General features: G+C 54.8%; 17 protein-coding genes. 8 read left to right on the top strand and 9 right to left on the bottom strand.

Annotated elements, in window-relative coordinates:
• Positions 1 to 294 precede the first annotated feature (294 nt).
• From ACSV5M_RS17945 to ACSV5M_RS17910, 8 genes are all read right to left on the bottom strand, one after another.
• On the bottom strand, positions 295 to 10,245 hold the full coding sequence (locus ACSV5M_RS17945; protein ID WP_439177859.1) for an Ig-like domain-containing protein: 9,951 nt from the start codon (positions 10,243 to 10,245) through the stop codon (positions 295 to 297).
• Position 10,246: 1 nt separating this feature from the next.
• Complete coding sequence (locus tag ACSV5M_RS17940; protein WP_439177858.1) at positions 10,247 to 11,086, bottom strand: sulfotransferase family protein; 840 nt, start codon at positions 11,084 to 11,086, stop codon at positions 10,247 to 10,249.
• A 107-nt stretch (positions 11,087 to 11,193) separates the two neighbouring features.
• Positions 11,194 to 11,736 carry a phage tail protein gene (locus tag ACSV5M_RS17935; protein ID WP_439177856.1) on the bottom strand — a complete coding sequence of 181 codons (543 nt, stop codon included), beginning with the start codon at positions 11,734 to 11,736 and terminating at the stop codon, positions 11,194 to 11,196.
• An 11-nt stretch (positions 11,737 to 11,747) separates the two neighbouring features.
• Complete coding sequence (locus tag ACSV5M_RS17930; RefSeq protein ID WP_439177855.1) at positions 11,748 to 12,272, bottom strand: phage tail protein; 525 nt, start codon at positions 12,270 to 12,272, stop codon at positions 11,748 to 11,750.
• 15 nt (positions 12,273 to 12,287) lie between these two features.
• Positions 12,288 to 12,800 carry a phage tail protein gene (locus tag ACSV5M_RS17925; protein ID WP_439177853.1) on the bottom strand — a complete coding sequence of 171 codons (513 nt, stop codon included), beginning with the start codon at positions 12,798 to 12,800 and terminating at the stop codon, positions 12,288 to 12,290.
• A gap of 394 nt (positions 12,801 to 13,194) precedes the next feature.
• Positions 13,195 to 13,686, bottom strand: a complete 492-nt coding sequence (locus tag ACSV5M_RS17920) for a GNAT family N-acetyltransferase (protein WP_439177852.1) — start codon at positions 13,684 to 13,686, stop codon at positions 13,195 to 13,197.
• Positions 13,686 to 14,834 carry a sulfotransferase family protein gene (locus ACSV5M_RS17915; RefSeq protein WP_439177850.1) on the bottom strand — a complete coding sequence of 383 codons (1,149 nt, stop codon included), beginning with the start codon at positions 14,832 to 14,834 and terminating at the stop codon, positions 13,686 to 13,688. Before ACSV5M_RS17915 ends, ACSV5M_RS17920 begins: the two co-directional genes overlap by 1 nt.
• Positions 14,831 to 15,487 carry an aspartyl/asparaginyl beta-hydroxylase domain-containing protein gene (locus ACSV5M_RS17910; RefSeq protein ID WP_439177848.1) on the bottom strand — a complete coding sequence of 219 codons (657 nt, stop codon included), beginning with the start codon at positions 15,485 to 15,487 and terminating at the stop codon, positions 14,831 to 14,833. Before ACSV5M_RS17910 ends, ACSV5M_RS17915 begins: the two co-directional genes overlap by 4 nt.
• Before the next feature lie 74 nt (positions 15,488 to 15,561).
• On the opposite strand from ACSV5M_RS17910, the gene cysC reads away from it, so the two are divergent.
• Positions 15,562 to 16,290, top strand: coding sequence for an adenylyl-sulfate kinase (gene cysC / locus ACSV5M_RS17905; protein ID WP_439177847.1), 729 nt, complete (start codon positions 15,562 to 15,564; stop codon positions 16,288 to 16,290).
• Position 16,291: 1 nt separating this feature from the next.
• On the opposite strand, the gene sfsA is transcribed toward cysC, so the two are convergent.
• A complete protein-coding gene (gene sfsA, locus ACSV5M_RS17900; protein ID WP_439177845.1) occupies positions 16,292 to 17,029 on the bottom strand; it encodes a DNA/RNA nuclease SfsA in 738 nt (245 codons plus the stop codon).
• Between the two features lie 379 nt (positions 17,030 to 17,408).
• Here sfsA and dksA point away from each other — a divergent pair, with 379 nt between their 5' ends.
• The 7 genes from dksA (at position 17,409) to ACSV5M_RS17865 (ending at position 26,249) form a co-directional block, all read left to right on the top strand.
• A complete protein-coding gene (gene dksA / locus ACSV5M_RS17895; protein ID WP_087466688.1) occupies positions 17,409 to 17,852 on the top strand; it encodes an RNA polymerase-binding protein DksA in 444 nt (147 codons plus the stop codon).
• Between the two features lie 53 nt (positions 17,853 to 17,905).
• Positions 17,906 to 18,847, top strand: coding sequence for a tRNA glutamyl-Q(34) synthetase GluQRS (gene gluQRS, locus ACSV5M_RS17890; protein WP_439177843.1), 942 nt, complete (start codon positions 17,906 to 17,908; stop codon positions 18,845 to 18,847).
• A 46-nt stretch (positions 18,848 to 18,893) separates the two neighbouring features.
• Positions 18,894 to 19,088: a hypothetical protein gene (locus ACSV5M_RS17885; protein ID WP_439177841.1), complete on the top strand. Its 195-nt coding sequence runs from the start codon at positions 18,894 to 18,896 to the stop codon at positions 19,086 to 19,088.
• An 80-nt stretch (positions 19,089 to 19,168) separates the two neighbouring features.
• Entirely contained in the window at positions 19,169 to 22,129 is a 2,961-nt protein-coding gene (locus ACSV5M_RS17880; protein ID WP_439177840.1) for an ATP-binding protein, read from the top strand.
• A 155-nt stretch (positions 22,130 to 22,284) separates the two neighbouring features.
• Complete coding sequence (locus tag ACSV5M_RS17875; RefSeq protein ID WP_439177839.1) at positions 22,285 to 23,706, top strand: sigma-54-dependent transcriptional regulator; 1,422 nt, start codon at positions 22,285 to 22,287, stop codon at positions 23,704 to 23,706.
• A gap of 918 nt (positions 23,707 to 24,624) precedes the next feature.
• Positions 24,625 to 25,674: an XdhC family protein gene (locus ACSV5M_RS17870; RefSeq protein WP_439177837.1), complete on the top strand. Its 1,050-nt coding sequence runs from the start codon at positions 24,625 to 24,627 to the stop codon at positions 25,672 to 25,674.
• Between the two features lie 2 nt (positions 25,675 to 25,676).
• Positions 25,677 to 26,249 carry a nucleotidyltransferase family protein gene (locus ACSV5M_RS17865; protein ID WP_439177836.1) on the top strand — a complete coding sequence of 191 codons (573 nt, stop codon included), beginning with the start codon at positions 25,677 to 25,679 and terminating at the stop codon, positions 26,247 to 26,249.
• Positions 26,250 to 26,251: the final 2 nt, after the last annotated feature.

Below are 26,251 nucleotides of genomic sequence, written 5' to 3'. Positions count from 1 at the left end.
AAGCATCAAACAGCATACTCACCACAAGCGGCCTGATGGGTTGCTTGTGGTGGTATCGGAGAGATGGTATCTACGGAAAAAGGGGTGTTACATGTCGCGGCTGACGGCGAAGGGGCTCCAGGTTGGTGGATGAAGCGCCGGTAATCAGGGCAATTCTGGACATAGATCCTCCTTCACGAATGGATGGTTTGGGGAGGATAGACAGAAATGAAGGAAAGGGGGAAGACAAACGGGAAAAGACAGAGAAATCGAATCTGTGGTGGGCTGGGCCGCCACAGATTCGAATGGGACAGGTTAAAAGTGCCAGGTGGCGGAGAGGCCGGCCAGGTCTACGGCTTGTCCGTCGAAGAAGATACGTTGGTAGCCGAGGCCGATGCTGACGGGTTTAGCCAGGCGGTAATCCAGTTGCACCCCCAATAGCGGGTCTATACCGCTGCCCAGATCGGGATCAATGGCGGCGCCGTCGACGTCGATCTTGCCGTCCCACATAAAGATCCCGACTTCACCGGACAGGCTCAGGCCGGAGGTGAAGTGGTGACCGAAGCGGTGTGACAATGTGAAGCCGTCCGCGCTCATTGGATAGTGTTCTTCCAGCGCGCGCGTGAGGGCCGCCATATCGGTGGCGGTGGTATCAAAGTTAACGGTGACATCGCCGAGGTCCAGGTAGCCCAGCTCCACCGACGTGGCTTCCGTCCATTGATAGCCGACACTCAACCGGTAGGCAACGCGTGATTCATCGTAATCGCGCAGGCTTACTGCCAGGCCGTCACCGGCCATGGCTCTACTGAAATCTCCCGCGCTTTGATCTCCTTCTGCCTGGTACACATTCAGGCGCAGGTAGGTATCCCCTGCTTCCGGCTGGGCTTGGCTGGCGCCCGAGAAGAGCGCCACTACCAGCAGTAACACCGCCGGTTTTTTTGATCCATAACGTCTTAACACCAATAATACTCCTCCGAATAAAAGCCACGTCCAATCCAATGCACCGCCGCCCTTGCCTTCACTGTCGATGGAGGTAGCCGGTGGTGGCGGCGGAGGCGGTGGAGGCTCTACCGGTTTGGCGGAACTCACCGCGCCCGGATCAGCGATAGCGGAATTCACGATACCATCCGCGTCGTTGGGGCCGCCGTCCTGGATGTTCAACTGCACACACAGGTAACCTTCCACCAGGCCCGGCGCCCAGGTGTCGTCGCCTGGTGGCGGACAATAGCCGGGATTGCCAGGCGCGGAATGCAGGGTGTTATCAGCATTTTCGACGAAGTTCACCCACTCACCGCCCATAAATTTACGGTAGACCGCATTAGCCGGGATCGGCGCCTGTTGCGGGATCACAATGCGAACGCTCTGGCCGGCTGTGGGCAGGTCCCGGATCACGAAGTCAAAGATACCACCCACGGGTTCAAAGTCCTCATCGGCCACCAGACCTTCGGTAACGCCCAGTTCATCGTTAAGAACCTGGACACCGCCGGAACCACCACCCAGAGCAAACTGGCCGATACCGCAAAGCACACCGGGATCACACTCGATCAGGTACGAGGTGGTGCTGATGATGACCTGCGGCAGGACGTTACTGGACGGCATATTGTCCAGGTAATCCGGGATACCGTTGCTATTGGTATCCGATGTGCCTTCAGTGAGGTCATCGATACCGTCTTCATCCGTATCGGTGCCCGCATCCAGCACCGGCAAGGAAGGCAGGACAAGGAAGTAGAGGTAACTCGTGTCTACCCCACCTGCCGAATCGGTGGTAACCACCTCCAGTTTGCGCAGCCCTGCCTGGCCGGCAGGATCAAACACAAAGGTGTTATTGGTGGCACTGCCGTCGGTGTCACTCAAGCGGCTGTCGGTACCGGCCCAGTTGAAGCTGTGGGTATCACCCGGGTTGGGGTCAGTCACCACGGCGGTTGCGGTCACCGGACCACTGCCCGCACCCACCAGGATGGTATCGGCCCCCGCCTGGTTCATTACCAGGTTCACCTTGGGTATCACATTGCCATCAATAATATTGATGAAGTGATGATCCGCCGCACCGGCATTGATATCCCGGATGTCCGGGTTGGCCGGGTCGTAATTCGGGATCGGCTCATTACTGCGCGGTGAGTCGTCATCCAGGCGAATGATCAACCGGGTATCGCCCGGTGTGCCGCCTGCCAGCAGGTTCACGGTGAAAGACACCTCGGTCTGGCCTTCAGTAAAGGTCACGCTGCCGTCCATTGCGTCGTGATCGATACCCAGGAGCGCCGTGCTCGCCGGGTCGATGACATAAGGCACTTCCAACGGATAGAAGGGTGAGCGGCCATTGAGGATGACCCGCACCTGCACGCTGGTGTTTTCCACGGCGACCTGGTGTTTGCCGAAGGCGACACGCGGACGCACGTTCACCACCTGCACCGCTTCGCCAGTCAGGCCATCCGGATTGGTCGCACGCCAGACAATCTCGTGGCGGCCCGGCGGCAGCAGGATCAGGTTAGCCAGCAAGCCTTGCGGCTGCGTGACACAGCAATCCTCACCACCCGTGCTGTCACTGGCCAGATCCCGCAGGGCTTGTTGCACCACTGCTGGGCTGGTGCCCGGCGGCAGGCTGAGCAATTGCCGCAGGCTGATGGGCGTGTAGAGACCAATGGCGTTGATGGTGATGTCTTCCGGCGGTGTGACTACCGGTTCGGCACCGTCGTATTCCACAGTCAGGGTAAAGACCGGCAGGGTCACCGTCTCAATACCGTCGCTGACAGACAGGGCGATGTTATAGGACATATCCGCATCGGCCGCACGCGGGGTACCGCTCAACTGACCGGTCGCGGCATTCAGGGTCAACCAGCCCGGCAGGCCGAGCGCGCTGAAGCTCAGTTCGTCGTCATCCGCGTCAGATGCGGTGGGCGTAAAGCTGTAGGTGGCACCCACGTAAGCAGTCAAGGGCGGGGTACCGCTGATCTCCGGTGCCACGTTGGTTGCCAGTACTTCGATACTAAAGCCCGGCAGGTTAGCAGTCAGTGCACCATCGCTGACGGTGATGATGATGTTCGGGTAGAGGCCAACATCATCGACGTCGGGCGTGCCAGCCAGGGTGCCGGTCGCCGGATCAAAGCTAGCCCAGGCCGGTTGATTGGCAACGCTGAAGGTCAGGTCGTCACCGTCCAGATCGCTGGCAGTCGGGGTGAAGAGGTACGGCGTATCCTGATCCAGGCTGGTGGCGGGCATACCGCTGATAACCGGCGCATCGTTCACATCAACAACCGTCAGGCTGAATGCTGGCAAGTTGGAGCTCTCAACGCCATCACTGACGGTGATCACGATATTGCTGGTAATGCCCACATTGGCTTGTGATGGCACACCGCTCAAGGTGCCGGTTTCAGTATCGAAGCTCGTCCAGACCGGCTGGTTAGCGATGCTGAAGGTCAGGGTATCGCTATCAACATCCGCCGCCGACGGCGTAAAGCTGTAGAGCGCGTTCTGGTCAGTAACCGTCGCCGGGGTACCAGTGATGGTCGGTGCATTGTTCACCGCACTAATGGTTACCGTTGCTGCAATGGCAGGCGCGGCAGTATCAGCACCGCTATTCGCAACCCCGCCGTTATCCTGAACGCTGCTCAGGGTCACGGTGCGACTGAGCGGATTCGGATTCTCGCTGGTGTTGCGATAGGTCAGGCCATCAATGACTGCCTGCGCCGCCACGCCGGTGATGCCGGTGGCATGGCTCAGGGTGACGGTCGCCGTGGTGCCCGCCACAGCCACTGAAACATCCAGCGCATTGGTGGCCGTTACCAGCGCGTTGCCCTGGGTCAGCACGACATCGGAGCCGTCAATGGCCAGGATTTCATCACTGCCATTGTTAATACCGGCCACGGTAAGTTGCAGGCTGATGATGCTTTGCACGGCTTCTACCGGATTAATGCTGACCGCACTGAACAGATCCACTGCGGCGCCGCCTTCGGTAAAGGTCGGGGTACCGCCGGTGGCCATTACGACCGGTGCGTCGTTTTTCAGGCTGATGGTGACTGACGCCGTTTCGGTCACTGACGCGCCGGCTTCGTCCGTAAACGTCCAGTCCAGCACTACACTGGCATCCGGATCGTTCGACGTAGTGGCGTAGGTGATCTGCTGCATCATGGCGTTAACGTCGGAGCGTTCCGGCAGCTCGCCATTGGCATCGGTGTAGGTCACCACCAACTGGCCAGCGGTCGCCGTATCAAAGGTGGCGATGGCTTGACCGTTTTTGATGATCTCGCCTGCCACCAGGTTCATGCCGCTGCCATCCATAAAGCCGAAGGTGTCAGAAGCCTCCACTCCGCCATTGCGCGCGATGGTCACAGAGGCGCCGTTGTAGTTGCCGTTGCCGCCGTTCAGCTCATCCAGTTCGTCATCGGTGACGGTGACATCGTTATCCATCACCACCGCGACGCCATCTTCGATGTAGGTGTTACCACCACTCAAATCCAGAAGTACCGGTGCGCGGTTACCTTCCACTGCGCCGATATCCACCGCCGCACCGGCAACGCGCGCAGAGCCTACGGCGTCTATCGGTAGCGCCTCAGCTGTAATGGCATCGCCATCCAGATCGTAGGTATCGGCGGGTAAGGCAAGGTTACTGCCCGCATCGGATAAGGCGCTGCCAGCCATGGGTCGGTGAGTCATGATACTGCCGCCGTTATCGGCGAGGTCGCCGAGCAGCAGGTCGAGAGTACCCTGGTTGTTGAGGCTGTTATTGTCAGTCGTGATGGTCGCGCTGGTACCGAAGTAGCTGTTGGTTGCTGCTTCTATCGTGCCAATAACATCGCTTGCTGAGCCACCCGTTGCCAGGGGCGAGCCGCTGCCGCTGGCCGTTGCACCCGCACCCGCCGTGTTGCCCGCAACCACAGTATTCACAAAGACATCATTTGTGCCGTTGGCCGATACGCCGCCACCGCTATCCGCCGCAGCGTTACCGACAATGGTGGAATTATAGATGGCTGCTGCACCGCTGCTGATCCGAAGTCCGCCACCAACGCTGCTCAAGCCAGAGGCTGTATTGCCACTGATGGTCGAGTTCACGACCAGCAAGTCAGGACCGGCATATTGGATACCGGCGCCATGGCCTCCGGCACCCGTGGTGGTGTTGTTGCTCACGGTGCTATTGATCAGATGTAGTACACCATTGCCTACCAAGCGGATACCGCCACCAAACGTGTCACTGCTATTCCCGCTGATGGTGCTGTTGATGATGCGCAAGGTGACCGTGGAGCCATAGATACCGCCACCACCCCAGCCCAATTCGTGGTTGTCCGTGACCATAGAGTCGCGTAGCGTCGTATCGGTGTTGACCTCGAGCGCAAGCCCTCCGCCGCCGCCATTACCGCCCCCCTGGGTCAACGTCAGCCCTATCAGTTCGATACCCGTACGGCCTGAAGCCACCCGTATGATTCGGCTGACGTTGTTACCGGAGAGAGTGATATCTGGCGAGCCGTCGTCATCCAGGTCACCGTCGATGATGAGGTTGTTGTGATTAACGGCGAGTTCAGAGCCATTAAGGGTAATGGTACCGCCCTGATTCCCTGCTGTGCCGCCGTCTAAATCAAAAGTAATAGTGTCGCCGTTGCTGCGTGCCCAGAACAAGGCTTCACGCAAGCTCAGGCCGTTACCGTCGGCTTCATCATCAATCAGAGTAGCGGCGGTGGTTCCGTCGTCGCCGGTGTCGAGGTTACTGGTTACCAGCAGGGTCAACGCCTGGGTTCTGATGGTGAATTCGTTGGAAAAAGTTGTACCGCTTCCGGTATTGCCAGCGGCGTCGACCACGCCGGTATTGTCCAGACTGATTAAATTATCCAGCTCGTATATATCCGGATCTGGTGTAAAAGTCGCCGTCCAGGTGATGTTATCCCCTGTCGTAAAGGCGCCCAGGCTACCGTTGATCACGTCCATATCAGCCGCATCCAAGCCACTCACAGCCTCGCTAAAGGTAATGGTCACCAGCGCGGTTTCACCAGCCAGTAATTCCGTATCTGCCACCACTATGGTTGCCGTCGGGCGCTGAGTGTCTACCGCATAGTTATTGGAATCCGTGGTCGCTGCGCCCGCATTGCCAGCAATATCCGTCACACCGGTCAGGTTCAAGCTGATGACATTGGTGACGGCGGCCGTGTCAGCCGCTGGGGTCAGGGTAGCGGTCCAGGTCACGTTACCGTCACTCGAACTGACGTTAGTCAAGGTGCCATTACCAATGGTGAGATCGTCGTTAGCGAAGCCCAAGATGGCTTCACTAAAGGTAAATGTCACCGAAGAGGTTTCGCCCACCAATAAGTTGGTGTCTGCAACGACAATCCCCACAGTCGGCGGTGCCGTATCGACCTCTATGGCCAGTGCGCTGGAAGCGGCACTCTCGTTACCCGCTGTATCCGCCGCCGTTGCGGTCAGGTTGTGGGCGCCGTCGGTCATTGCTGCACCGGGTGTGAAACTCCAGGCGCCGCTACCGTCGGAGGTGGTGGTACCCAACACACCGTCCACGTCAGAACTGACCTCTATCGTGACATTGGCATCCGCCGTACCGTTAATGGTGGGCGTATTGTCGTTGGTAACGGCGTCTCCAGGCGTACCGGAATCCGATGCGGCATCCAGTGATAGACCGGTGGGCACACCGGGTGCTTCGCGGTCCACGGTGTGGAGGTCGCCGCTGGTAAAAGCGGGCACAAAGCCGTTAGTGCCATTGCCGTTGCCCAGGGTATCGGTGATGCCGGAATTGGCGTTCACATCCAGGCGCAGGGTGCCGGTGCCGGTAATCTGGTCGATCGTGACTGTCACGGTATTCAGGTTCACCGGCGAGTTGCTTGCAATATTGCCAGATACCCCCGCGCCACTCGGCGTCAGCGTAAAGTCACTCACAGAAATATTCGCGGGCACTTCATTAAAGGTCACGGTGAACTGGATGGCTTCCGCACTGGCCGAGGGTGAACCGGCGACGGTGATCGAGGTGACCGTCGGTGGCGTCACATCAGCGACAGTGAAGTTCCAGGAGGTACTATCCGCAATACCCGCGTAGGCGATGCCGACCAGGTCGGTTACCGCGCCATTGTCCACCTGAATGTAATAGCTGGTGCTCTCGCTCAGGTCAGCTGTCGGGTTGATCGTCAGCTCGTTGCCCGTGATGCTCAATTGACCACCGTGGGAAGTGACATCAATGACCGCGACCGGGACGTTCAGCGAGTCGTAAAGGGTGATATCGCCTGCACCTAATGTGATGTCTTCGCTGAAGGCCATCACAAAGTTGGCGTTGGCTGCGACCGTGGCAGAGTCGTCCGCCGGACTGAGGGTTTGCAGGGTGGGCGCGGCGGTATCTACCAGCACGCCAGAGGCATCACCAACCGTATTCAGGGTAAGCGTCAAGTCATTGCCAGCCGCATCGCGCATCGTTCCGCCGTCCAAAACAGCAGAAGCACCGATGGCTATACCATCACCGTCGTTGTCGCCCGCCTGCACGGTGTAACTGAAGACCAGGGCTGATGTAGTTGAGCCGGAGGCATAAACTGCTTCACGCGCTGTAGCGCCGATGGTCAATGGCAAGTGAGGCGTGCCGCCACCGGTGTTCACTGTAACGTTTTCTGTGGTGTTAACCGTGAAGCTCAGGGTTTCCCCGACCAAATAGGTATCGGCCGCAGGTACTGACACGCTGCTAATTGTCGGAGCCACAGCATCCACTAGGACTGATGCGGTACTGCCGACGGCGTTGAGCGTAAGGTTCATATCGTTGCCGGAGCCATCTTGCAATATGCCACCGTTGGCTTCGATCACTCCCGCTACCGCAATACCATTGGCGTCCAGGTCGCCCGATTGAACGGTGTAGCGGAAGGTTAACCAAGGTGACGCCGAACCGGATATATAAGACGCATAACGGGTAGTTGCACCAATAGTCAGCGCGATACGGGGTGTGCCGCCTGTGGTATTCACAACGACGTCACTACCGGCAGCAATGTTCACCGTGAAATCGAGGTTTTGTCCGGCAATATAGGTGGCATTGGCAGGAACGCTGACACTCACTACCGTCGGCGCTGCGTTATCCACGGCAGCGTTGGACGTATCGGCTCTGGTTGTAGCATTGCCTGCGTTGTCCGTTGCAGTGACTGACACATTACGCCCACCGGCTTCTATTACACCGGCAACAACCGTGTAAGTGGCCGTCCAGGTGTTCGCATTGTTCGTGGCAGTTACTGCTGCACCGCCGCCAAACTGAGAAAAATCAAAGGTCACATTGGTGATGGAGTCGCTGTTGTTATCGCCTCCAGCCGTATTGTTCCAGGTTGCGGTTACTGTATCGCCAATAATGTAGGTGCCGCCCGACCCGGTACCGCCGCCGGAGATGCTGATGTTGGCATCAGTTACGGTAGGAGCGACGCTGTCGACCGTTGCATTTGTCGTGTCCGCAGTGGTCGTGGTGTTTCCAGCGTTGTCTGTGGCAGTGACAGAGACATTACGATTGGTTGCATCAATAGCTCCCGCCGTAATTGTGTAAGTTGCAGTCCAGGTGCCCGAGCTATTCGTCGCCGCTACGGCAGCACCGCCACCAAATTGGCTAAAGTCAACGGTAACGCCACTAACTGCATCAGAATTGTTGTCTCCACCAGCAGTGTTGTTCCACGTAGCGGTAACTGTGTCGCCAATTTTGTAAGCACCGCCGGTACCGGATGCGCCACTAATACTGATCCGCGGATCCGTGACAGTAGGCGCGACATTATCCACGGTCGCATTGGTCGTATCTGCTGTAGTAGTACTGCCGCTGCTATTAGTGGCGGTTACGCTTACGTTGCGGTTGGTAGCATCAATGGCACCGGAGACAATGGTGTAAGTCGCGCTCCAAGTACCTGCACTATTGGTCGCCGCGATGGCAGCACCACCACCGAATTGTGTGAAGTCGACCGTAACGGAACTGAGAGGATCACTGTTGTTATCTCCACCCGCAGTGTTGTTCCACGTGGCTGTTACCGTATCACCAATTTTGTACGCGTTACCAATTCCAGAGTAGCCGCTGATACTGATGTTGCCGTCGGTGACGATAGGCGGAGACGAATCAATAGCGCCCTGGATTGTAAAATTTCTGAATTCAAACAGCGCGACATCAGCCAGCTGATCACAACTTGTCCCGCAATCAAAATAAAGCTTAAACCCGGTCAACTTGACACCGGAAAATGCGGTGAGCTGACCACCTCCGAACGTAAACGATTCATCAAATGTAGCAGTGCCAGCTATCGTGGAAGAGTTGACCGTTCCTCCGCCCTGAACCATCCCGACTATGCGTATGTTGGAAAAGTTATGCATATATCCTAGGGCCTCACCGCTACTTAACCCGGTGAGTTCGAACGCCGTGGTATTGGTTCCATCTGCTCGCACATATAAATAATGGTTGGCGTTACCCGCACCGGTCGCCATATAACCGATGCTACCTCCATAGATACCAACATTTCGTATGATATTGCTGCCATCTCTTGCCGTCATTCTGAAATCGGTTGTGCTGAGCTCTGTAGTATTGTTTCCCGCCCAACCACTAAAGTCATACGTGCCATCAGCAGCGGCTAATATAGTTGAAAAATCTTTGAGTGCAATCGACTCGGACAAAACCAATGTATCAATATCGCCTTTGCGTATTTCCAGATCCCAGTTAGCCCCCAGGATTTCATTGCCGGTTTTATCTACTGACGCAGCCACATCCACATGCGTATTCTGTTTCAGAACGTCCAGTAAGTCTTCGCCTGCCTCGCCCTGAGCAAGATCGCAACCATAAAGCAATAGATCACCGCCTTCGCGAACAGCTTGGTTAATCGCTGCAAATCCCGGGATATTTTCCAGCAGAGTTTGTTTATCGATCTGGTGGCCACCAAGGTACATCACCCCTGCTTCGGCGTGAGCAACAATATGCACAGCATGTAAGTTTTTGTAGCCCTTCAGGGCCTGAACCAAGGCTTCAACACCGCCATCGGCGTTTTTAATTTCGACAATGTCTATGCCAGGCTTCACCTGCTTAAGGATCAAATGTTTATCCTGCACATTGGCGTCGACAAGGACCAGTTCGCGAGCTTGCGTGCCCTGCGTTAAAAACAATTCATCCGCTTGTACAACTGCTGGCGACTGACGCTGCCAGGACAAAGGCGAACTCACTGGCAAAGCCGAATGGCTCACTGCGCTGGCAGTCAACTTTCGTTGATATGCGCCGTAACTCGACGGCGCACCATAGGCCGCAAGGGGAAGCAAAAGGCTGGTCATACTGCCGAGAATTGTTTTACGCATCATGTTATTCCTGGGTGATGTTTTTTGACTTGGCCGCAATGATGTTGGCTGACGTTCCATTAGTGTCCTGCCAAAAATCCATTTCCTGATATTTACTGAACAGGTCGGGGGGCAGGATGCTTCGCCGGGATCTGAATTCCACTTTTTTTCGAACGGTATGCAATCCCTTCACACCGAGTTTTTGGTCAAACTCACTGTCTTCGTATTCAATTTCGTTAAAGTTATGATCAAACTCTGGCTCGCCAATGAATCGGTATATCAGTTGCAGCGTCTTGTTGGGATGTTGTGTTAGCAGATCATAATCAACCAACAATAATCGATCAGAATATTCACCATAGTAAGCTTCTTTCAATGCAGTCCATGCACTGCCAACTGTGCTTCCGGCATTAATCAGTGATTCACAACGGCTGTATACCGTCTGACGACTGCCGGCATTGAACATGCGACTGTAGTCGAACGGATTTTTGCGGTAGATGACTTCAAAGCTATCCATAATCCAGGCGGGGTTGCGCACACAACAAATCACCTTGAAGTCATCAAACAATTCCACCAATTGATGTAAACGTGCGGTCCACAAACGATTGGTATCAAAAATAAGATCGCACTGTGTTTTATCATCGTAATAAGCATCGAATAATGCTTTACACATGCGTTTGCGTTTTTCTTCGTCAAAGAATGTATAAAATTCGCTACCGGCCCCGGTCTGCTCAAGCATACCGTTGACCAAGCCAGCGACAGGGCTGCTCATTGCCGCATGAAAGCGGGGATTTTGCTTGAGTATTCCTGCAAGCAATGTTGAACCCGAGCGAGGCAAGCCGGATATGAAATGAAATTTTTTTGACATCTATAGAGATCTATCCAGAATCAGTTTTCATTGAAACACATCCTTGTGTATGTGCTATTTTCAATACCTATGTATTAAACACCAATTACTTCTCGCCATTTTCCAAGCTAATTTCTCGGCGGAAAAATACCATCCACCGCAATACAGAAATTGAGCGTAAGATAAGGCTGGCGGTTTTCATGAGCCTGACTCCCACCATTCGGCGTAGCAGCCATGGGTGACATGAGGGTATCGGGAACGAGCCCCTGACTGTTATTCATATAGTTAACTGTGCCACCGCCACCGCGCACATCTTTTGCTAAGAATGAATTCTCGTCGGGCGTGCCCGTAGCACCATTAGTGTTCAACGCAGTTAGCAAATGGCTATGTCCCGGCATTTCTGTTTCCAGCAATGTGACCTGGTTTTCTCCTTCGACCTGGCCCAGGTCCCATTGAGAAAGTCCCGGCCCGCGCCCAACCCCAGGTACTACTCGCCCCATCAAATTAGGCAAGGCGAAGGTTGTTCTCCCATCGCCACCATAGACTGTTCCTATGATAGAAAATAAGGCGGTATTGCTGGATATAGCCATCAACTGACCATTACATAATGCCCAACCTCGCGGTGCAAAGTTGTAAGGGAAAACGCGAATCTCACCAATAAACTGGTCCATGGTTGGGCTCCTTAATTCTGGCTCGGGAAAATGCCGAACAGTGCAATAATGTAGTTAATAGCGGTGCTGGGCATGATGTTATCGTGCGGCTGGCTGCCACCTGCAGCCGCCACCGTGCGCGGGTCCAATACCTGCTGTTCCACACCACCTGGGTTGGGAGCATAAAAGTTATTTATTGCATTGGAAGCAAATACAGCATCCGTCGGACTTAACGATGCAGCTTCTGTTTTGCTTGCTGTGAACAGGTGGTTGTGCGCGGGTATTTGCGTTGTCAGTAAGGTAACGGTTTCTGACCCAAAGGACTCGCCAAGAACACGAGGTGATAATCCTGTTCCCTGGCCTTGCCCCAAGGGAATCCGTCCACGCAAATCCGGCAATGCAAAGGTTGTCTGTCCGTCGCCGCCATAGGTCGTTCCTATTACCGTAAACAAGACTTCATTCTGGCTGATGGGCAACAACCTGCCGTCACAAAATGCCCAGTTACGCGGCGGAAAATTCCCGGCAAATAAACGCACTTCTCCAACATATGGTTCCACAGTATTTCTCCTTAATCAGTTACGTGACGGGAAAATACCCGAGGTCGCAATACAAAAATTCATCACCAGAGACGGCTGACTGTTAGGGTGCGGCTGGGAGCCTCCGGTATTTCCAATATTGGTCGGGCTTAAGGTTTGCATTTCTTGGGCGGGGCCATACAGGTTAATTGTACTTACATTGCTGGATGCGATTGCACTGCCATCAAATGACGGGGTCATCCCGGCCGTATTGGTGGCTGAAATCATGTGTGTATGCATAGGTAAATTGGCTAGCGTTAATGTCACATTTTCCATACCAGCCATTTGCCCCAAGGGAACCTGACCATTTCCGGAATGCATCGGCACGCGACTGCGCAAATCAGGCAAAGCAAATGTGGTGGTGCCGTTACCACCATAAGTCACACCGATTAATGCAAATAAAGCCTGGTTCTGTGCGATAGACAAGAGCTGCCCCTGACACAAAGCCCAACCTTTAGGTGCAAATGGATAAGGAAATAATTTGATTTCCCCAAGATAAGGTTCTGCCATACATTTTCTCCTTGTGGATAAGACCTGCCCCAACCGGCATCAGGTGAATAAAAAGCGGGCATACTCGGCCTCTTTATCAAGTGAAAAGAGACTGGACTTTTCAGCTAATCACGGGATTTTCAGCGCATTAATTGTCTTTTCTTGAATCAGTCATGCTGTTTTTATCTAATCCAACTCGTTGTTTAAGCTTTTGCTGTAACTGTAGAAGATTATTCTGGAAGTTCCAGCCTCACAAACCGCCAAAAACTTTAATTTGACGAGCCTGAATGATTGCGCTTGTCACCAGCATCATTCGCCATTTTTTTGGCAGATTCAGCATGGCAAACCTTACTCAACCAGCAGCTTAGCGCCTGCGAACTAAAAATAGCATTACACGCCATAACAGCGCCGACCATCAGGCAACATTCCACACCATCGTTTCGTGGGTCTCGCCTGCCCCGGCAATCACAAAGCCTTGTGACAGATACAATTTCTTTGCTGGCATATTCATCCGATCTACGGAAAGCCTGATGGTGCACTTTTGTTGGCGGGCCACATTCTGTACAGCCTGCAACACGCGCGTTCCAATTCCCTGACCCCGCTCGGCGGGCAGAATTGAAAAATCCACAATATGAATAGAGGAAATATCGAAGTGCAGCATGATCTTGCCAATCGCTGTTTGCCTTGACTCGACCACATAGACTTTGGCATCCGGTGCTTGCTGGCGATATGAGGCTTGTTGCAACTGATATTGTTGGACGACCAGTTTGTCGATGAATTCTCTGGACATCGGTAGCTGATAGAGGTCGTCGCGCGTATACCGGAAAAGTTGTTCTAGAAATACATCATCCTCTTGCGTCGCAAGCCGGTACTTCAGGTCTTCTAACAGCGAAAAACTTTCCAGCATCAGCACAACCCTGCCAGCGATAGAGAGTCGACATAAGCCAGATTACGGTAGAGCGACAACACCTCCTCGCCCGGCATCGGAAATTCGTGCGAACGATAAAAATCCCGCTTATTTTGCCCGTCAGATTGAAATGGCTGATCGGGCGCCTTGGAATGAAAATTCATACGCGTCACTACTCTGGTCCGTGTATCCTCACCAATCCCCAAATTAAAATACTCAGCCACTTCAAACATTTTGCTCACCGTTAAACTTGCATAGTCTACCGTCCACACACCGCTGCTATTTTTATAGGTATTCATTGCGTCGAGCAGTGATCGCAATACACCTTCACGAAATTCACCAAGACTGGTGCCGTTGGCGACAGCGCGAATAGGTTGGATAACCATCAGGGATTGATCTCCTGCCATATGTCGCCCGGCGGAGCGTTGATGTGAGGCCAGGATTTCTACCGGATTACGCACCAGAAATAGCACCGGAACCTGGGGATAGAGTGCACGAATCTGTGACCAGAAAAACATATCCCAGGCGTTCCATTTGATAATAACCTTGCGTCGGCTTGACGACGTTATGGCCTGTAAATGGATGAGTTGCGGCAGTAGATGTTGTTTTATTTTTTCATTGAGAGAATCATCGAGCATCAACTCTGTCAGCAAAGGAGATTCAGATAACACACAGGTGTTATCCAGCTCGGCAAGGCAGCCCGAGACCAAGGTAGAACCACAGCGCGATAAGTGAAAAATAAAGCCCGCCGGCTGTAACGGCGCGGTAATGATCTGACCATCCATCAAAGACTCCAATGAAGTCTTTGGTGTAATCAACTGGTTCAGCAATTGCCCGCGACAACGCCCAATGTATTGGTCATGAAAAGGTTCAGTGGCATGCCCCAGAGGCAAACACCAATCAATACTGCGGACTTTTTTCTGGTAACGATATGGCAGCCAATGGGCACTCAAGGCTGTAAGCTCAACATCATGTATTTGCTGATTACAGGCAGCCAACGCTCTCAGCAACTGATCATCCGTCAATGCTTCCTGACGCCATAGCGATTTGAGCTGTTGCAGAAATTGTTCAACGGTGGTGGCTTGTTGGCACTGCGCCAGTTGTGCCGGCGAGCAAATCAATTCCCGATAAGCGGCCAGGATACTCATGCAACCTGATGCTCCATATCTTGTGGCCATCCCGGCGTGACCTGTTCACGCAACCAATTATCAGCCACACAGTCGATCACCAGGTTGATACGATCTTCGCTCCCCCGATTTTGCACCGCATGTTCCTGGTCGGCATTGATATACCAAAGCTCGCCCGCGTTCATGGGAACGCGCTGGTGGTTAACATAAAAGTGAATCTGGTTTGAGGTTTGCAACGAAAGGTGCAAGCGCGCTTCGCCATATTCCAGGCTCAAGCCGTAATCGCGATGGGGTTTAATTTCGGCACCGGCTTTCAGGCGCATCAGGCGTACAGATTTTAATGGGCACTGCAGGCGCTGGAGAATTGCGCTTATCGCGGGGCATGTCGCTAGCACCGGCAAGTCTTGCCAGTGGTCACCGGCCGCGATAGAAAAGCCCTGCAAAATTGGATGTGCATCGAGATGCTCATGCGAGCAACGCAACGGCAACACATCCCAACCACCGGAATAATCCTTGCGATTGACGTGATCAACCCAGGCTACCCCGGTCGCTTCAAGCAGCCGGGCAAGCTCATCCTGCAACGCCGGCAAGTCAACATGGCAGGGCAGCTTCGCGCAGGAAATCACCGGCGGGCTATCAAGGTCATTTGAACTACATGCGGCTGTTATTTCCATAACACGTCCGTGGGCTCCCTAAATAAATATGTTAACCAACGCGATCCGACCGGGATCAGCTTTTTTAACCCTAGATGAAAATTCTGAAATTACAAACGCAGGCAAACACCAGCGCACAGGTGACGCAAGCTGCGCTACACTTCACCGCCTGGCGCGTCGATATATTATTGTCAGCACATTCACCGCCAAATAAACATTACACCTCACTACACATTCAATTTATGCAGCCACTTACCCAACAGGAACGCTCGCAACAAAAACATCAACGCCCCTGCGTGCTCTGGTTTACCGGCCTGAGCGGCGCGGGAAAGTCCACTCTGGCCACCCTGACCGAGCGGGCGTTATTTGCCGCGGGCTGTCATACCTTTTCATTGGATGGCGATAAGGTGCGCACAACGCTGTGCCAGGACCTGGGGTTTTCGATTACTGACCGGCGGGAAAATATTCGTCGCATTGGGGCGGCGGCCAAAATATTTACCGAGTCGGGCCTGATGGTGCTAACCGCCACCATCTCACCTCTGCGCAGCATGCGCGACGAGGTTCGGCGTGCATTTGCACCGGGAGAATTTATCGAAGTGTTTGTCGATGCGCCGCTGGCTGTTTGCGAAACACGCGACCCCAAGGGTCTCTATCGCAAAGCGCGGGCCGGATACATCGCAGACTTTACCGGCATCGACTCTGCTTACGAGCCGCCATCAGCACCGGAGATTCACCTGCGCACCGACCAGGTATCACCAGAGGCGTGTGTAGCGAGTGTGATCGGTTATCTGCGTGATCGGGGTTATCTGCTGCAAGATGAGTAATTTATTCAGTCCGTACCGGTATTTTTTTTACCAGGGTGATGTCAGCCGCAACAGGGTTGATGCTCGCCTGGTAGGCAATCACCTCCACCCCCATGGCGATGGCATCGCGCAGGTGTTTGCCATAAACCGGATCTATCCCATCAGCCGGTTCCACCCATTCAATGCCGGTATGCTGCACGCAAAATAGCAACACCGCACGATATCCCTGTTGCACCATGGCCATCAGCTCGCGCAAATGTTTGCTGCCGCGATCACTGATGGCATCGGGAAACAAGCCCTGCCCTGGCGCCTCCATCAAGGTCACACTTTTGACTTCTACATAGCAGGGGCGTGGATCCTGCGGTGCGCCATCCAGCAAAAAATCAATCCGCGACTTTTCTTCCCCGTAAATCACTTCGCGCCGCACGGTTGTGTAGCCGCGCAGCTCCTCAATAACCCCCGCTGTAATTGCCAGTTGCACCAGGTGATTGGCGCGCCCGGTGTTCACACCGGCCAGGTGCCCGCCAGGGGTGGTGACCACTTCAAGGGTATGGGCGTATTTGCGTTTGGGATTATCGGACGTGGAATACCAGCATGGGGTAGCAGGCAGAACGCAGTTGCGCATGGAGCCGGTGTTGGGGCAGTGCAAGGTAATGACATGGCCGTCGGCAAGGCGGACATCCACCATAAAACGTTTGTAGCGTTTCAGCAGTTCTGCAGTTTGCCAGGACGGCAATTCAGCCTGGGTCGGTAGCAACATGAACAAGGCTCTCCGTGTATTAGCGTTGTGTAGCTGTCGGGCCGGAGAGGATAACATCGCTTTGCCGAGGGTTTCGAATCGCTTAACACTTCCTTCATTAACCCGACGCAGGTCGCAAAACTGCAACAAAACGAACCGCCAGATGGTCAATTAACGGCTATATTTTATCTTTCAAGGGTTGGCCGGGGAGTCTTGCAAGGCCCCACCAAAAAGTGCTGGCACCAAGTTTTGTTATCTGGTAGCTTGCCTCCCCTTAAAAATCTGTGTGCTTGCCCGGGACGGTTGCTGTATGACCGCGAGCCCTCGGCAGCAACAGGCTTGAGCGGCACCAGTGCCGTATATCTGCTGGATTGAGGAAGTTAGACGAGGCGCCAAAATCATGCCGAAAAGCTCAACGAATACCGAAACCTTCGCTTTACGCCCTTTTGTTCCTTATAAAGAGAAGAAAGGCGAAGAGTATATGAACGCCAATCAAAAGGAACACTTCAAGCAGTTGCTGATGAATTGGAAGATGGAACTCATGGAAGAAGTGGATCGCACCATGAGCCACATGAAAGATGAAGCAGCCAACTTTCCTGACCCCGCCGACCGCGCCAGCCAGGAAGAAGAGTTCAGCCTGGAGCTGCGCACCCGCGACCGCGAGCGCAAGCTGATCAAGAAGATCGACAGCACCATGGAACTGATCGAAAACGACGACTACGGCTTTTGTAATGCCTGCGGTGTCGAGATCGGTATCCGTCGTCTGGAAGCACGTCCCACCGCCACGCTGTGTGTAGACTGCAAAACCCTGGACGAAATCAAAGAGAAACAAATCGGCGGCTAAGCTGCTGCGCGAGAATAAGGGAGCCTGCGGGCTCCCTTCTGCATTCTGGCCCTATGATCAAGTCACTCGCCGCCCTGTCTCCGCTTCACCCTCCCCGGCCTTATATCGGGCGTTTTGCACCATCTCCCACCGGCCCCTTACATTTCGGTTCGCTGGTCAGTGCGCTGGCGAGTTATCTGCACGCGCAACATCACAACGGCACTTGGCTGGTGCGTATGGAAGACCTGGACCCGCCGCGCGAACAGACCGGTGCCGCAGACGCCATCTTGCGTTGCCTTGAGGCGCACCAGTTACAGTGGGATGGTGCAGTGCTTTATCAAAGCCAACGGTTAAGTGCCTATGAAGCTGTGCTGGACGCATTACGCCGCGAGGAGCTGGTATACGCCTGCGACTGTACGCGGCAGGATCTGCACGCCATGGGCGGTATCTACAATGGTCGCTGTCGACAAAGGATAATCGACCTGAATCAGCCGCACGCCTGGCGCCTGAAGCTATACGATTTACCGCCGGCTTACGCCGCACTGGAAAGCGAGGTGCGCTTTACCGATTTGCTTCAGGGTGAGCAACAGCAAAACCTGCGCCGCGCTGCGGGCGATCAAATCCTGAAGCGCAAGGATGATTTATTTGCGTACCAGTTAGCGGTGGTCGTGGACGATATCGCGCAGCAGGTGACGCATATTATTCGCGGTAATGACCTGCTAGAGGTAACCGCCCGCCAGATTTTCTTCTTCCGACTATTGGGCGCTGCAGTTCCCGCCTTTGGGCATGTACCGCTGGTGCTCAATGCGCAGGGGCAGAAGCTGAGCAAACAAAATCTGGCTCCGCCGCTCGACAACGCGAAAGCTGGCAACAATTTATGGCATGCACTGCAGTTTTTAGGGCAGAATCCACCTCTTGTATTACAAAATGCCAGCGCACTCGAGGTTCTGGAATGGGGCAAGGTCCACTGGGACAGCCGCAACCTTCAACCCGACAATCGCTCGGCGGATAATTGACCAGCGACGCTGGCACCACACACATCGGCAACACAGGAACTTCACCATGACCAATCAACGCCTTGTCATCTTGCTGTTGCTGATTGCCTATATTTTCTCGCCCACCTTGTTTACCTGGATCATCAACCCGGAAGGCGCCTGGTACCGGCCTTACATTATCTGGGCACTGGTCATCGTCATTGCGTTTGTGATCCAGATGCGCAAAAAGCCGTCCATCAGCCGGCGCCATTTGCAGGATTAACTGCGACACCCCGGACCATCGACCCGGGTAATGAAAAGTTATACACACACTGAAAAAGCTTACAAAAAGAATCGACCACCATGACGTTTGAATTAAGCCATGTTGCCCTGATCGGCATCAGTTATCTTCTGCTTCTGTTCGGCATCGCCTGGATCACCGAGCGCGGCTGGATTCCGGATGCCATTACCTCGCATCCCATCACCTATATTTTGTCCCTCGGTATCTTTGCCAGCGCCTGGGCGTTTTATGGCGTGATTGACCTGGCCTTTTCCTACGGCTACGGCGCCCTCGCCTATTACCTGGGCACTGGGGCATTGTTCCTGTTTGCGCCTGTCGCACTGGCGCCCCTCGCGGAGTTGGCGCGGCGGCATCAGGTGCACTCCCTCGCCGACTTGCTGGTGTTCCGCTATCACAGTCACGCCGTGGGCGCCCTGACGACGCTGTGTATGTTGCTCGGCATCCTGCCGCTGATGGCGCTGCAGATCCAGGCCATTGCAGACACCATGCACATCCTCACCGTCAGCGGCAATCCGTCGCTCCCCTTACAAGGCACCGGGCTGACCTTCAAGGATTTGATGGCACTGTGTTACTGCGTGATCCTCGCGCTGTTTACCATACTGTTCGGCTCCAACCGCGAGCAGCATCGCGGCTTGATTACCGCCATGGCCTTTGAGTCGTTACTGAAAGTGTGCGCGCTCTGCGCCGTAGGATTGGTGGCGGTGTACGGCATCTTCGGCGGCTTGGGTGGGCTGGATGAATGGCTCGCCGATCACCCGGAGAATATCGCGTTACTGCACACACCGATCCGCGATGGTTCGGCGCACACCCTGCTACTGGTGTTTATCGCCACGGCAGTCACCATGCCACACATCTTCCACCTGGGGCTCGCGGAAAACCCGCTGATGCGCAATTCCCACACAGTCACCTGGGCGTTTCCGCTGTTCCTGTTGTTGATGGCGTTACCGGTATTCCCGATTTTATGGGCCGGGTTTGAACTGGCAGTGCCCTTGCCCGCGCAATACTTCACCCTGGGCGTGCCCATTCTGTTTAACTCGCCGGGGCTGACGGTATTAGCCTTCCTCGGCGGTCTGTCCGCCGCTACTGGCGCGATGATCATCATCACCCTGGCCCTGGCAACCATGGTGATGAACCACTGGTTGTTACCGACCTTCCGCCTGCGTGCGCGCCATGACATCTACCGCCAATTGCTGTGGTTGCGTCGTATCCTGATCGGCGCCATCTTCCTGGGCGGCTATCTGTTTTACTGGATTCTCGATAATCGCTACAGCCTGACTAACCTTGCCTTACTAGCCTTTATCGAAACCCTGCAGTTCCTGCCCGGCACCTTCGCCATCATGTTCTGGACCAAGGGTAACCGGCGCGGCATGCTCGCCGGGCTGGCTGCCGGCACGCTGATCTGGGCGGGCGGCTTACTGGCTCCGGTGATATGGCATATCGAAGCCCTCACCATGCCTTTTACCGATGTGGTGATTCCCGTCGGTATTGAGCACTGGAGCGATGTGACGCTGGTATCCCTCGGGGTAAATACGCTGATATTTGTCATCATCTCGCTGATTACCCGCCAGACAGAAGATGAACATTACAGTGCTGACCTGTGTGCCGCCGACGAACTCAGCCATCCCGTACGGCAGGCGCTGGATGTGCATTCGGCCCTGGAATTCAAAACCCGCCTTGCCAAACCTTTGGGCAAGGTGACCGCCAGCCGCGAGGTGGATATTGCGCTCAACGAGCTGAACCTGAGCATCAACGAGCGTCGCCCCTACGCCTTACGTCGTTTGCGCGACCAGATCGAGGGCAATCTCTCCAGCCTGATGGGGATTCATGTCGCCAGCGAAATTATGGATAAACACCTGCCCTACCAGGTGGCAGAAGCGCGGGATACGGTGGATATCAACCTGATGGAAAATCGCCTGTCCGAATACCGCGACCACCTGACCGGGATGGCGGCGGAGCTGAACAACCTGCGCCTGTATCACCGCAAAACCCTGGAAGAGCTGCCCATGGCCGTCTGCTCCCTGGGGCGCGACATGGAAATCCTGATGTGGAACCGCGCCATGGCGGACTTGACCGAGACGCCCGGCGAAGAAGTCACCGGTTCACGCCTGGATGACATCGCGGAGCCCTGGCGCAGCTTGCTTACAGAATTCTGTAACGGCAGCGAAACCCATTATTACCGGCGCGAAATCGAGCTGAACGGCCGGCCTCATTGGGTCAGCCTGCATAAGGCCGCCATTGAAGGGACCATCAATGCCGGCGTATATGACCAGGTGATCCTGCTGGAAGACGTGACGGAGACCCAATTGCTGGAACAGGAACTGGTCCATAGCGAACGCCTCGCCTCCGTGGGTAGACTGGCCGCCGGCGTCGCCCATGAGATCGGCAACCCGATCACCGGCATTGCCTGCCTGGCGCAGAACCTGCGCTATGAGTCTGAAAACCCGGAAATATTGGAAACGGCAGAGCAGATCCTCAGCCAAACCGACCGGGTCAGCCGGATCGTGCAGTCCCTGGTCGGATTCTCCCACACCGGTCACAACAAAAAGAGCGACTTCCAGGCGGTTATTCTGCGTGACTGCGCCAACGAAGCCATCCAGTTGCTTTCTCTGCAAAAAGACAAGAACCAGGTGTTGTTCAGTAACGATATCGCAGCCAATGCGATTGTGGCGGGTGACACCCAGCGAATTATCCAGGTGTTTATCAACCTGCTCTCCAATGCGCGGGATGCCAGCCCCGAACAGGGCCGCGTTACCCTGGAGAGCAGCGAAGACGAATACAGCATTATCTTTTCTGTTACCGATGAAGGGTCCGGCATTGCGCCCGAACACATCGAACAGATCTTTGAACCCTTTTTCACTACCAAGGAACCCGGTGAAGGCACCGGCCTGGGCCTGGCGATGGTGTACAGCATTGTCGACGACCACGGCGGCTACCTGGATATCATCAGCCCCGCAGATACAGTGCATAATCGCGGCGCGCGCTTCACCATCAAGCTGCCGCGCCATATCGACTCGGTATTGTAGGTAACCAGTATTGCCCTGTTAGCGCGCATGGATGCGTATCTATTTCACCCGAAAAGTGCATTTCCTACACACTTCCCAGTGGAAGTGTTACCGTTTTGATGTAGGATAAGCCCCATACTCAACCGGGTACGGTTTACTTAAGCGACAAAAGACCTATGAGCAAAATCCTGATTGTTGAAGACGAAACCATCATTCGTACCGCGCTGCGCAAACTGCTGGAGCGCAACCAATACGACGTTGATGAAGCCCCCTCGGTTAAGGAAGCTACCACTCGTTACCAACTCAAGGATTACGACCTGATCATCAGTGACCTGCGCCTCCCCGGCGCGCCGGGTACCGACCTGATCAAGCTTGCCGGCGAGATTCCTGTACTCATCATGACCAGCTACGCCAGCCTGCGCTCAGCGGTGGACTCCATGCGCATGGGCGCGGTGGATTACATCGCCAAACCCTTTGACCACGATGAGATGGTCACAGCGGTCAAGCGGGTTATCGGCAAAGCCAAGGCGAACAGTCGTGTCAACGGCGTCGTGCCGCAGACTGCCAGCCACGCCATCGCCGGCATGATCGGCAGCAGCGATGTGATGCAGGACCTCTACAACCGCATCCATAAAGTCGCCCCGACCGCCGCTACTGTACTGATCCACGGTGAAACGGGAACCGGTAAAGAGCTGGTCGCCCGCGCCCTCCACGAAGAAAGCCAGCGCAGGGATCACCTGATGATCTCGGTCAACTGCGCCGCCATCCCCGAAACCCTGATTGAATCCGAGCTGTTCGGCCACGAAAAAGGCGCTTTTACCGGCGCCGCCAGCACCCGTGAAGGGCTGGTCGCCGCCGCCGATGGCGGCACCCTGTTTCTGGATGAAATTGGCGAACTGCCCCTGGAAGCCCAGGCACGTTTGTTACGGGTGTTACAGGAAGGTGAAGTGCGACCACTAGGCTCGGTGGAATCGCGCAAGGTGGATGTCCGCCTGATTGCCGCTACCCACCGCGACCTGCGCAAGCTGGCGAAGGAAGGTAAATTCCGCGAAGACCTGTATTTTCGGATCAACGTGGTGCAACTGGAACTGCCCCCTCTGCGTGAGCGCGGCAAGGACATCATCAATATCGCCGAATCCCTTCTGCAACGTTACTGCGCCCAGTTCGGCAAGCCTTTGTTACGTCTGTCACCGGAGGCTATCCAGGCCATCACCACCTACACCTGGCCCGGTAACGTGCGCGAGCTGGAAAATGCCATGCAGCGGGCGGTGATCCTGTGTGAGGATGAAAAAGAGATAGGACATGAACTGCTGTCCATCGATCTGGACCTGGTTCGTTTTGATGAGGAAGAGGAACCCACCTTTGGGGAGCATCGCGCCACGGCACGTAATGGCCGCGCGCCGCATAAAGGTCCGCAGGACCCGGCAGAAGACTTATCGCTTGAAGATTATTTCCAACGCTTTGTCCTTGAACACCAGGACACCATGAGTGAAACCGAACTGGCGCGCAAGCTGGGCGTCAGCCGTAAATGCCTGTGGGAACGGCGCCAGCGCCTCGGCATTCCACGCAACAAGTCTACCGCTCATATTCTTAAATAATCACCGTTTCCCTTTCCTGCTTGTCCCTGCTTGCTCATTCCCGGTCGCCCTATGCGACCGGTACAGGCTGTTCACGTTGTCCCACTCTTTTCTCCCGGTGACACTCTCGCCCGGTGACACTCTTGCTGAGTAGGGCGCCAGCTGGCCGCGTTGCGCGACAAGATCGTTACCCCGGGTCACGAGCCTGTTACCGACGGGATATTGTTACCGGACAACGGAATCGTAACAACATTCCCTTAAATCTGTAACCTACGGAAATAACCAAACTGAATAAGTGGTTCTCCTAAAAAGTTAAGTCATTGAAAAACAAAGAAAAACCAACATTGGCACAAGACATGCTCTATACGCAGCCATAACAACAAACAATAAGAAAAAAGCGACAAACTAATAACAACAACAAACAATAAAAAACTGAAAAACGCTAATAAAAACAACAAACAATAAGAAACTGAAAACTGACTAATAACAACAACAAATAATAAAAACAGAGATATTACTAATAACAACAAGACTAATTAGATAAAACCAGCGCTAGAAGACAAGAAATATAACAAGACACAATAAAGCGGAAATACTGACTAGGCACAGGATGGGATAGCAAGCGAAGTTGGATATGGGCACGGAAGCACCCCATTTGAATGCCACTGGCACCTTTGTCGTGCTGCCCTCCAAGCGGGAAATCGAAAGATTTCCCGTTTTGCTTTAATGGGGTATTGAATATCATTCATGCCTCTCTTTGCTGATGGCACCTGTTACATCGAATGACCTCCTCTGCGCATTAAAATTTCCTGTATTTCTTTTAAACAAATAAAAGAAATGTAAACCCCCTTTCCCCTGCCCAAGTCCCATGCGAACGTAAGCCTCCTTCTGGCGCTATAACAACCCTAAGCAGGCTTAACCAGACGCAGGACTGTCCTTATGGCCACCAGTTTTTACCACGCACTCGCCCAATGGTTTCCGCTGAAACACGAGCACCACTGGGTGCTAGGGGCGGTTATCAATACCCGAGGTTCGGTTTATCGCAAGAGTGGCGCGCTGATGCTGCTGTCGGATGCCGGCCATCAACTGGGGCTGCTGAGTGGCGGCTGCCTGGAAGGGGATTTGTTACTGCAAGCGCGCAAGGTCATTGCACTGGAAAAAAGCCGACGTGTTACCTACGACGCTACCGATGAAGGCAGCCTAGCCTGGCGCCTTGGCATTGGCTGCGGCGGCGCTGCCGAGATCCTCCTCCATCCCTGTCATGGCGGTAACCATTTCCTGGCCCTGGATCAGGTCTTTGAGCATTTGCGGGCGCAACAGGCGTGCCGTTACCAACTGGGCGTCGATCAGGATGCCGCCGTTGTCGCCCCCTGCCCCAAGGCGTTTTACCAACGCCAGGCCGGCAAGATTATTGATAACCACCTGGTTACGCTGATCAACCCCTTACCCCACCTGTTAATCCTCGGCAGCGGCATCGATATGGTTCCTTTGTGCGAGTTGGCCCTTGCTATGGGCTGGCGAGTGACCCTGGCAGATCAGCGCCTGTCGCATCAACGTCGCGACACCTTCCCCACCGGGGTGGAGTTGTTACAGGCGAGTGTTACCGACCTTGATGCAGCCTTGCTGCAACATGTCGATGGCATCATCGTTGCGCATCACAACGTCGTCCTGGATGCGGCAGCCCTGCGAGGACTGAGCGGCAGTGGCGCCAGTTACATCGGCTTGCTCGGACCGGCCCAACGCAAGCGCGAGGTGCTTGCGGCAGCGGCGATGAGTGAACACCAACTTCCCGTGCCGGTTGCGGGGCCTATGGGGCTGGCATTGGGCGGCGACCTGCCGGAAAGTATTGCGTTGTCAGTCCTCGCGGAATGTCATGCGGTCATCCACGGCAGCACTGCGGCAGCCTTGAGCGAGGCTTATGCTCTCGATACGGCGCAAGATATCAGCGGACCACGCCCGAACCTGGGCACGTTTAACGCGGCAGGTTAACCATGAAGCTGGACGCGCTCATCCTGGCAGCGGGCGCCGCCTCTCGTTTTGGAGGCTGCAAGCTCCTGGCGAATTGGCAGGGTAAACCGGTGATAGAGCGAGTTCTTGATACGGCAGGCCAGTTGCCGCTGGAACGGTTAGCCGTGGTAACCGGCGCTTATCATCAGGATATTCTCGGCTACCTAGGCCAACGTAATAATGTGGACATACTTTACTGCGCCGACTGGCAGGCCGGGATGGGCTGCTCCCTGGCTTATGGCGTAAGCCAACTACCGCCGGAGAATGCCGTACTGGTACTGCTGGGCGACCAGCCTTTGATCGACACTGACGATTTACAACAATTACTAACAACCTGGAAAGCCAATCCACATGCTGTCATCTGCGCGGCCTTTGCCGGCATACGCGGGGTACCGGCCATCTTTCCGGCAACAGCCAAACCCTGGCTGTTGCAGCTGAGCGGTGACCGGGGCGCCAAAGGCTTGTTGAACGGCAATGATGTCATCGCCGTTCACCTGCCAAACGCCGCCTTTGATGTGGACACCCGATCCGACCTCCTTCACGTAAAACAGGGATAACA

The organism is Cellvibrio sp. ARAG 10.3 (genome assembly GCF_051846955.1).
Classification (GTDB): Bacteria; Pseudomonadota; Gammaproteobacteria; order Pseudomonadales; family Cellvibrionaceae; genus Cellvibrio.
Note: the sequence above shows the minus strand (reverse complement) of the source record. Positions and strands in the feature narration are given on the sequence as shown.

Excerpts from the sequence above, each read along its gene's own strand:
- ACSV5M_RS17875 (WP_439177839.1), top strand. The coding sequence starts at position 22,285 with ATGAGCAAAATCCTGATTGTTGAAGACGAAACCATCATTCGTACCGCG.
- ACSV5M_RS17945 (WP_439177859.1), bottom strand. The coding sequence starts at position 10,245 with ATGATGCGTAAAACAATTCTCGGCAGTATGACCAGCCTTTTGCTTCCC.
- ACSV5M_RS17920 (WP_439177852.1), bottom strand. The coding sequence starts at position 13,686 with ATGCTGGAAAGTTTTTCGCTGTTAGAAGACCTGAAGTACCGGCTTGCG.
- ACSV5M_RS17885 (WP_439177841.1), top strand. The coding sequence starts at position 18,894 with ATGACCAATCAACGCCTTGTCATCTTGCTGTTGCTGATTGCCTATATT.
- cysC (WP_439177847.1), top strand. The coding sequence starts at position 15,562 with ATGAAAATTCTGAAATTACAAACGCAGGCAAACACCAGCGCACAGGTG.
- ACSV5M_RS17910 (WP_439177848.1), bottom strand. The coding sequence starts at position 15,487 with ATGGAAATAACAGCCGCATGTAGTTCAAATGACCTTGATAGCCCGCCG.
- gluQRS (WP_439177843.1), top strand. The coding sequence starts at position 17,906 with ATGATCAAGTCACTCGCCGCCCTGTCTCCGCTTCACCCTCCCCGGCCT.
- ACSV5M_RS17940 (WP_439177858.1), bottom strand. The coding sequence starts at position 11,086 with ATGTCAAAAAAATTTCATTTCATATCCGGCTTGCCTCGCTCGGGTTCA.
- ACSV5M_RS17935 (WP_439177856.1), bottom strand. The coding sequence starts at position 11,736 with ATGGACCAGTTTATTGGTGAGATTCGCGTTTTCCCTTACAACTTTGCA.
- ACSV5M_RS17915 (WP_439177850.1), bottom strand. The coding sequence starts at position 14,834 with ATGAGTATCCTGGCCGCTTATCGGGAATTGATTTGCTCGCCGGCACAA.
- ACSV5M_RS17880 (WP_439177840.1), top strand. The coding sequence starts at position 19,169 with ATGACGTTTGAATTAAGCCATGTTGCCCTGATCGGCATCAGTTATCTT.
- dksA (WP_087466688.1), top strand. The coding sequence starts at position 17,409 with ATGCCGAAAAGCTCAACGAATACCGAAACCTTCGCTTTACGCCCTTTT.
- ACSV5M_RS17865 (WP_439177836.1), top strand. The coding sequence starts at position 25,677 with ATGAAGCTGGACGCGCTCATCCTGGCAGCGGGCGCCGCCTCTCGTTTT.
- ACSV5M_RS17925 (WP_439177853.1), bottom strand. The coding sequence starts at position 12,800 with ATGGCAGAACCTTATCTTGGGGAAATCAAATTATTTCCTTATCCATTT.
- ACSV5M_RS17870 (WP_439177837.1), top strand. The coding sequence starts at position 24,625 with ATGGCCACCAGTTTTTACCACGCACTCGCCCAATGGTTTCCGCTGAAA.
- sfsA (WP_439177845.1), bottom strand. The coding sequence starts at position 17,029 with ATGTTGCTACCGACCCAGGCTGAATTGCCGTCCTGGCAAACTGCAGAA.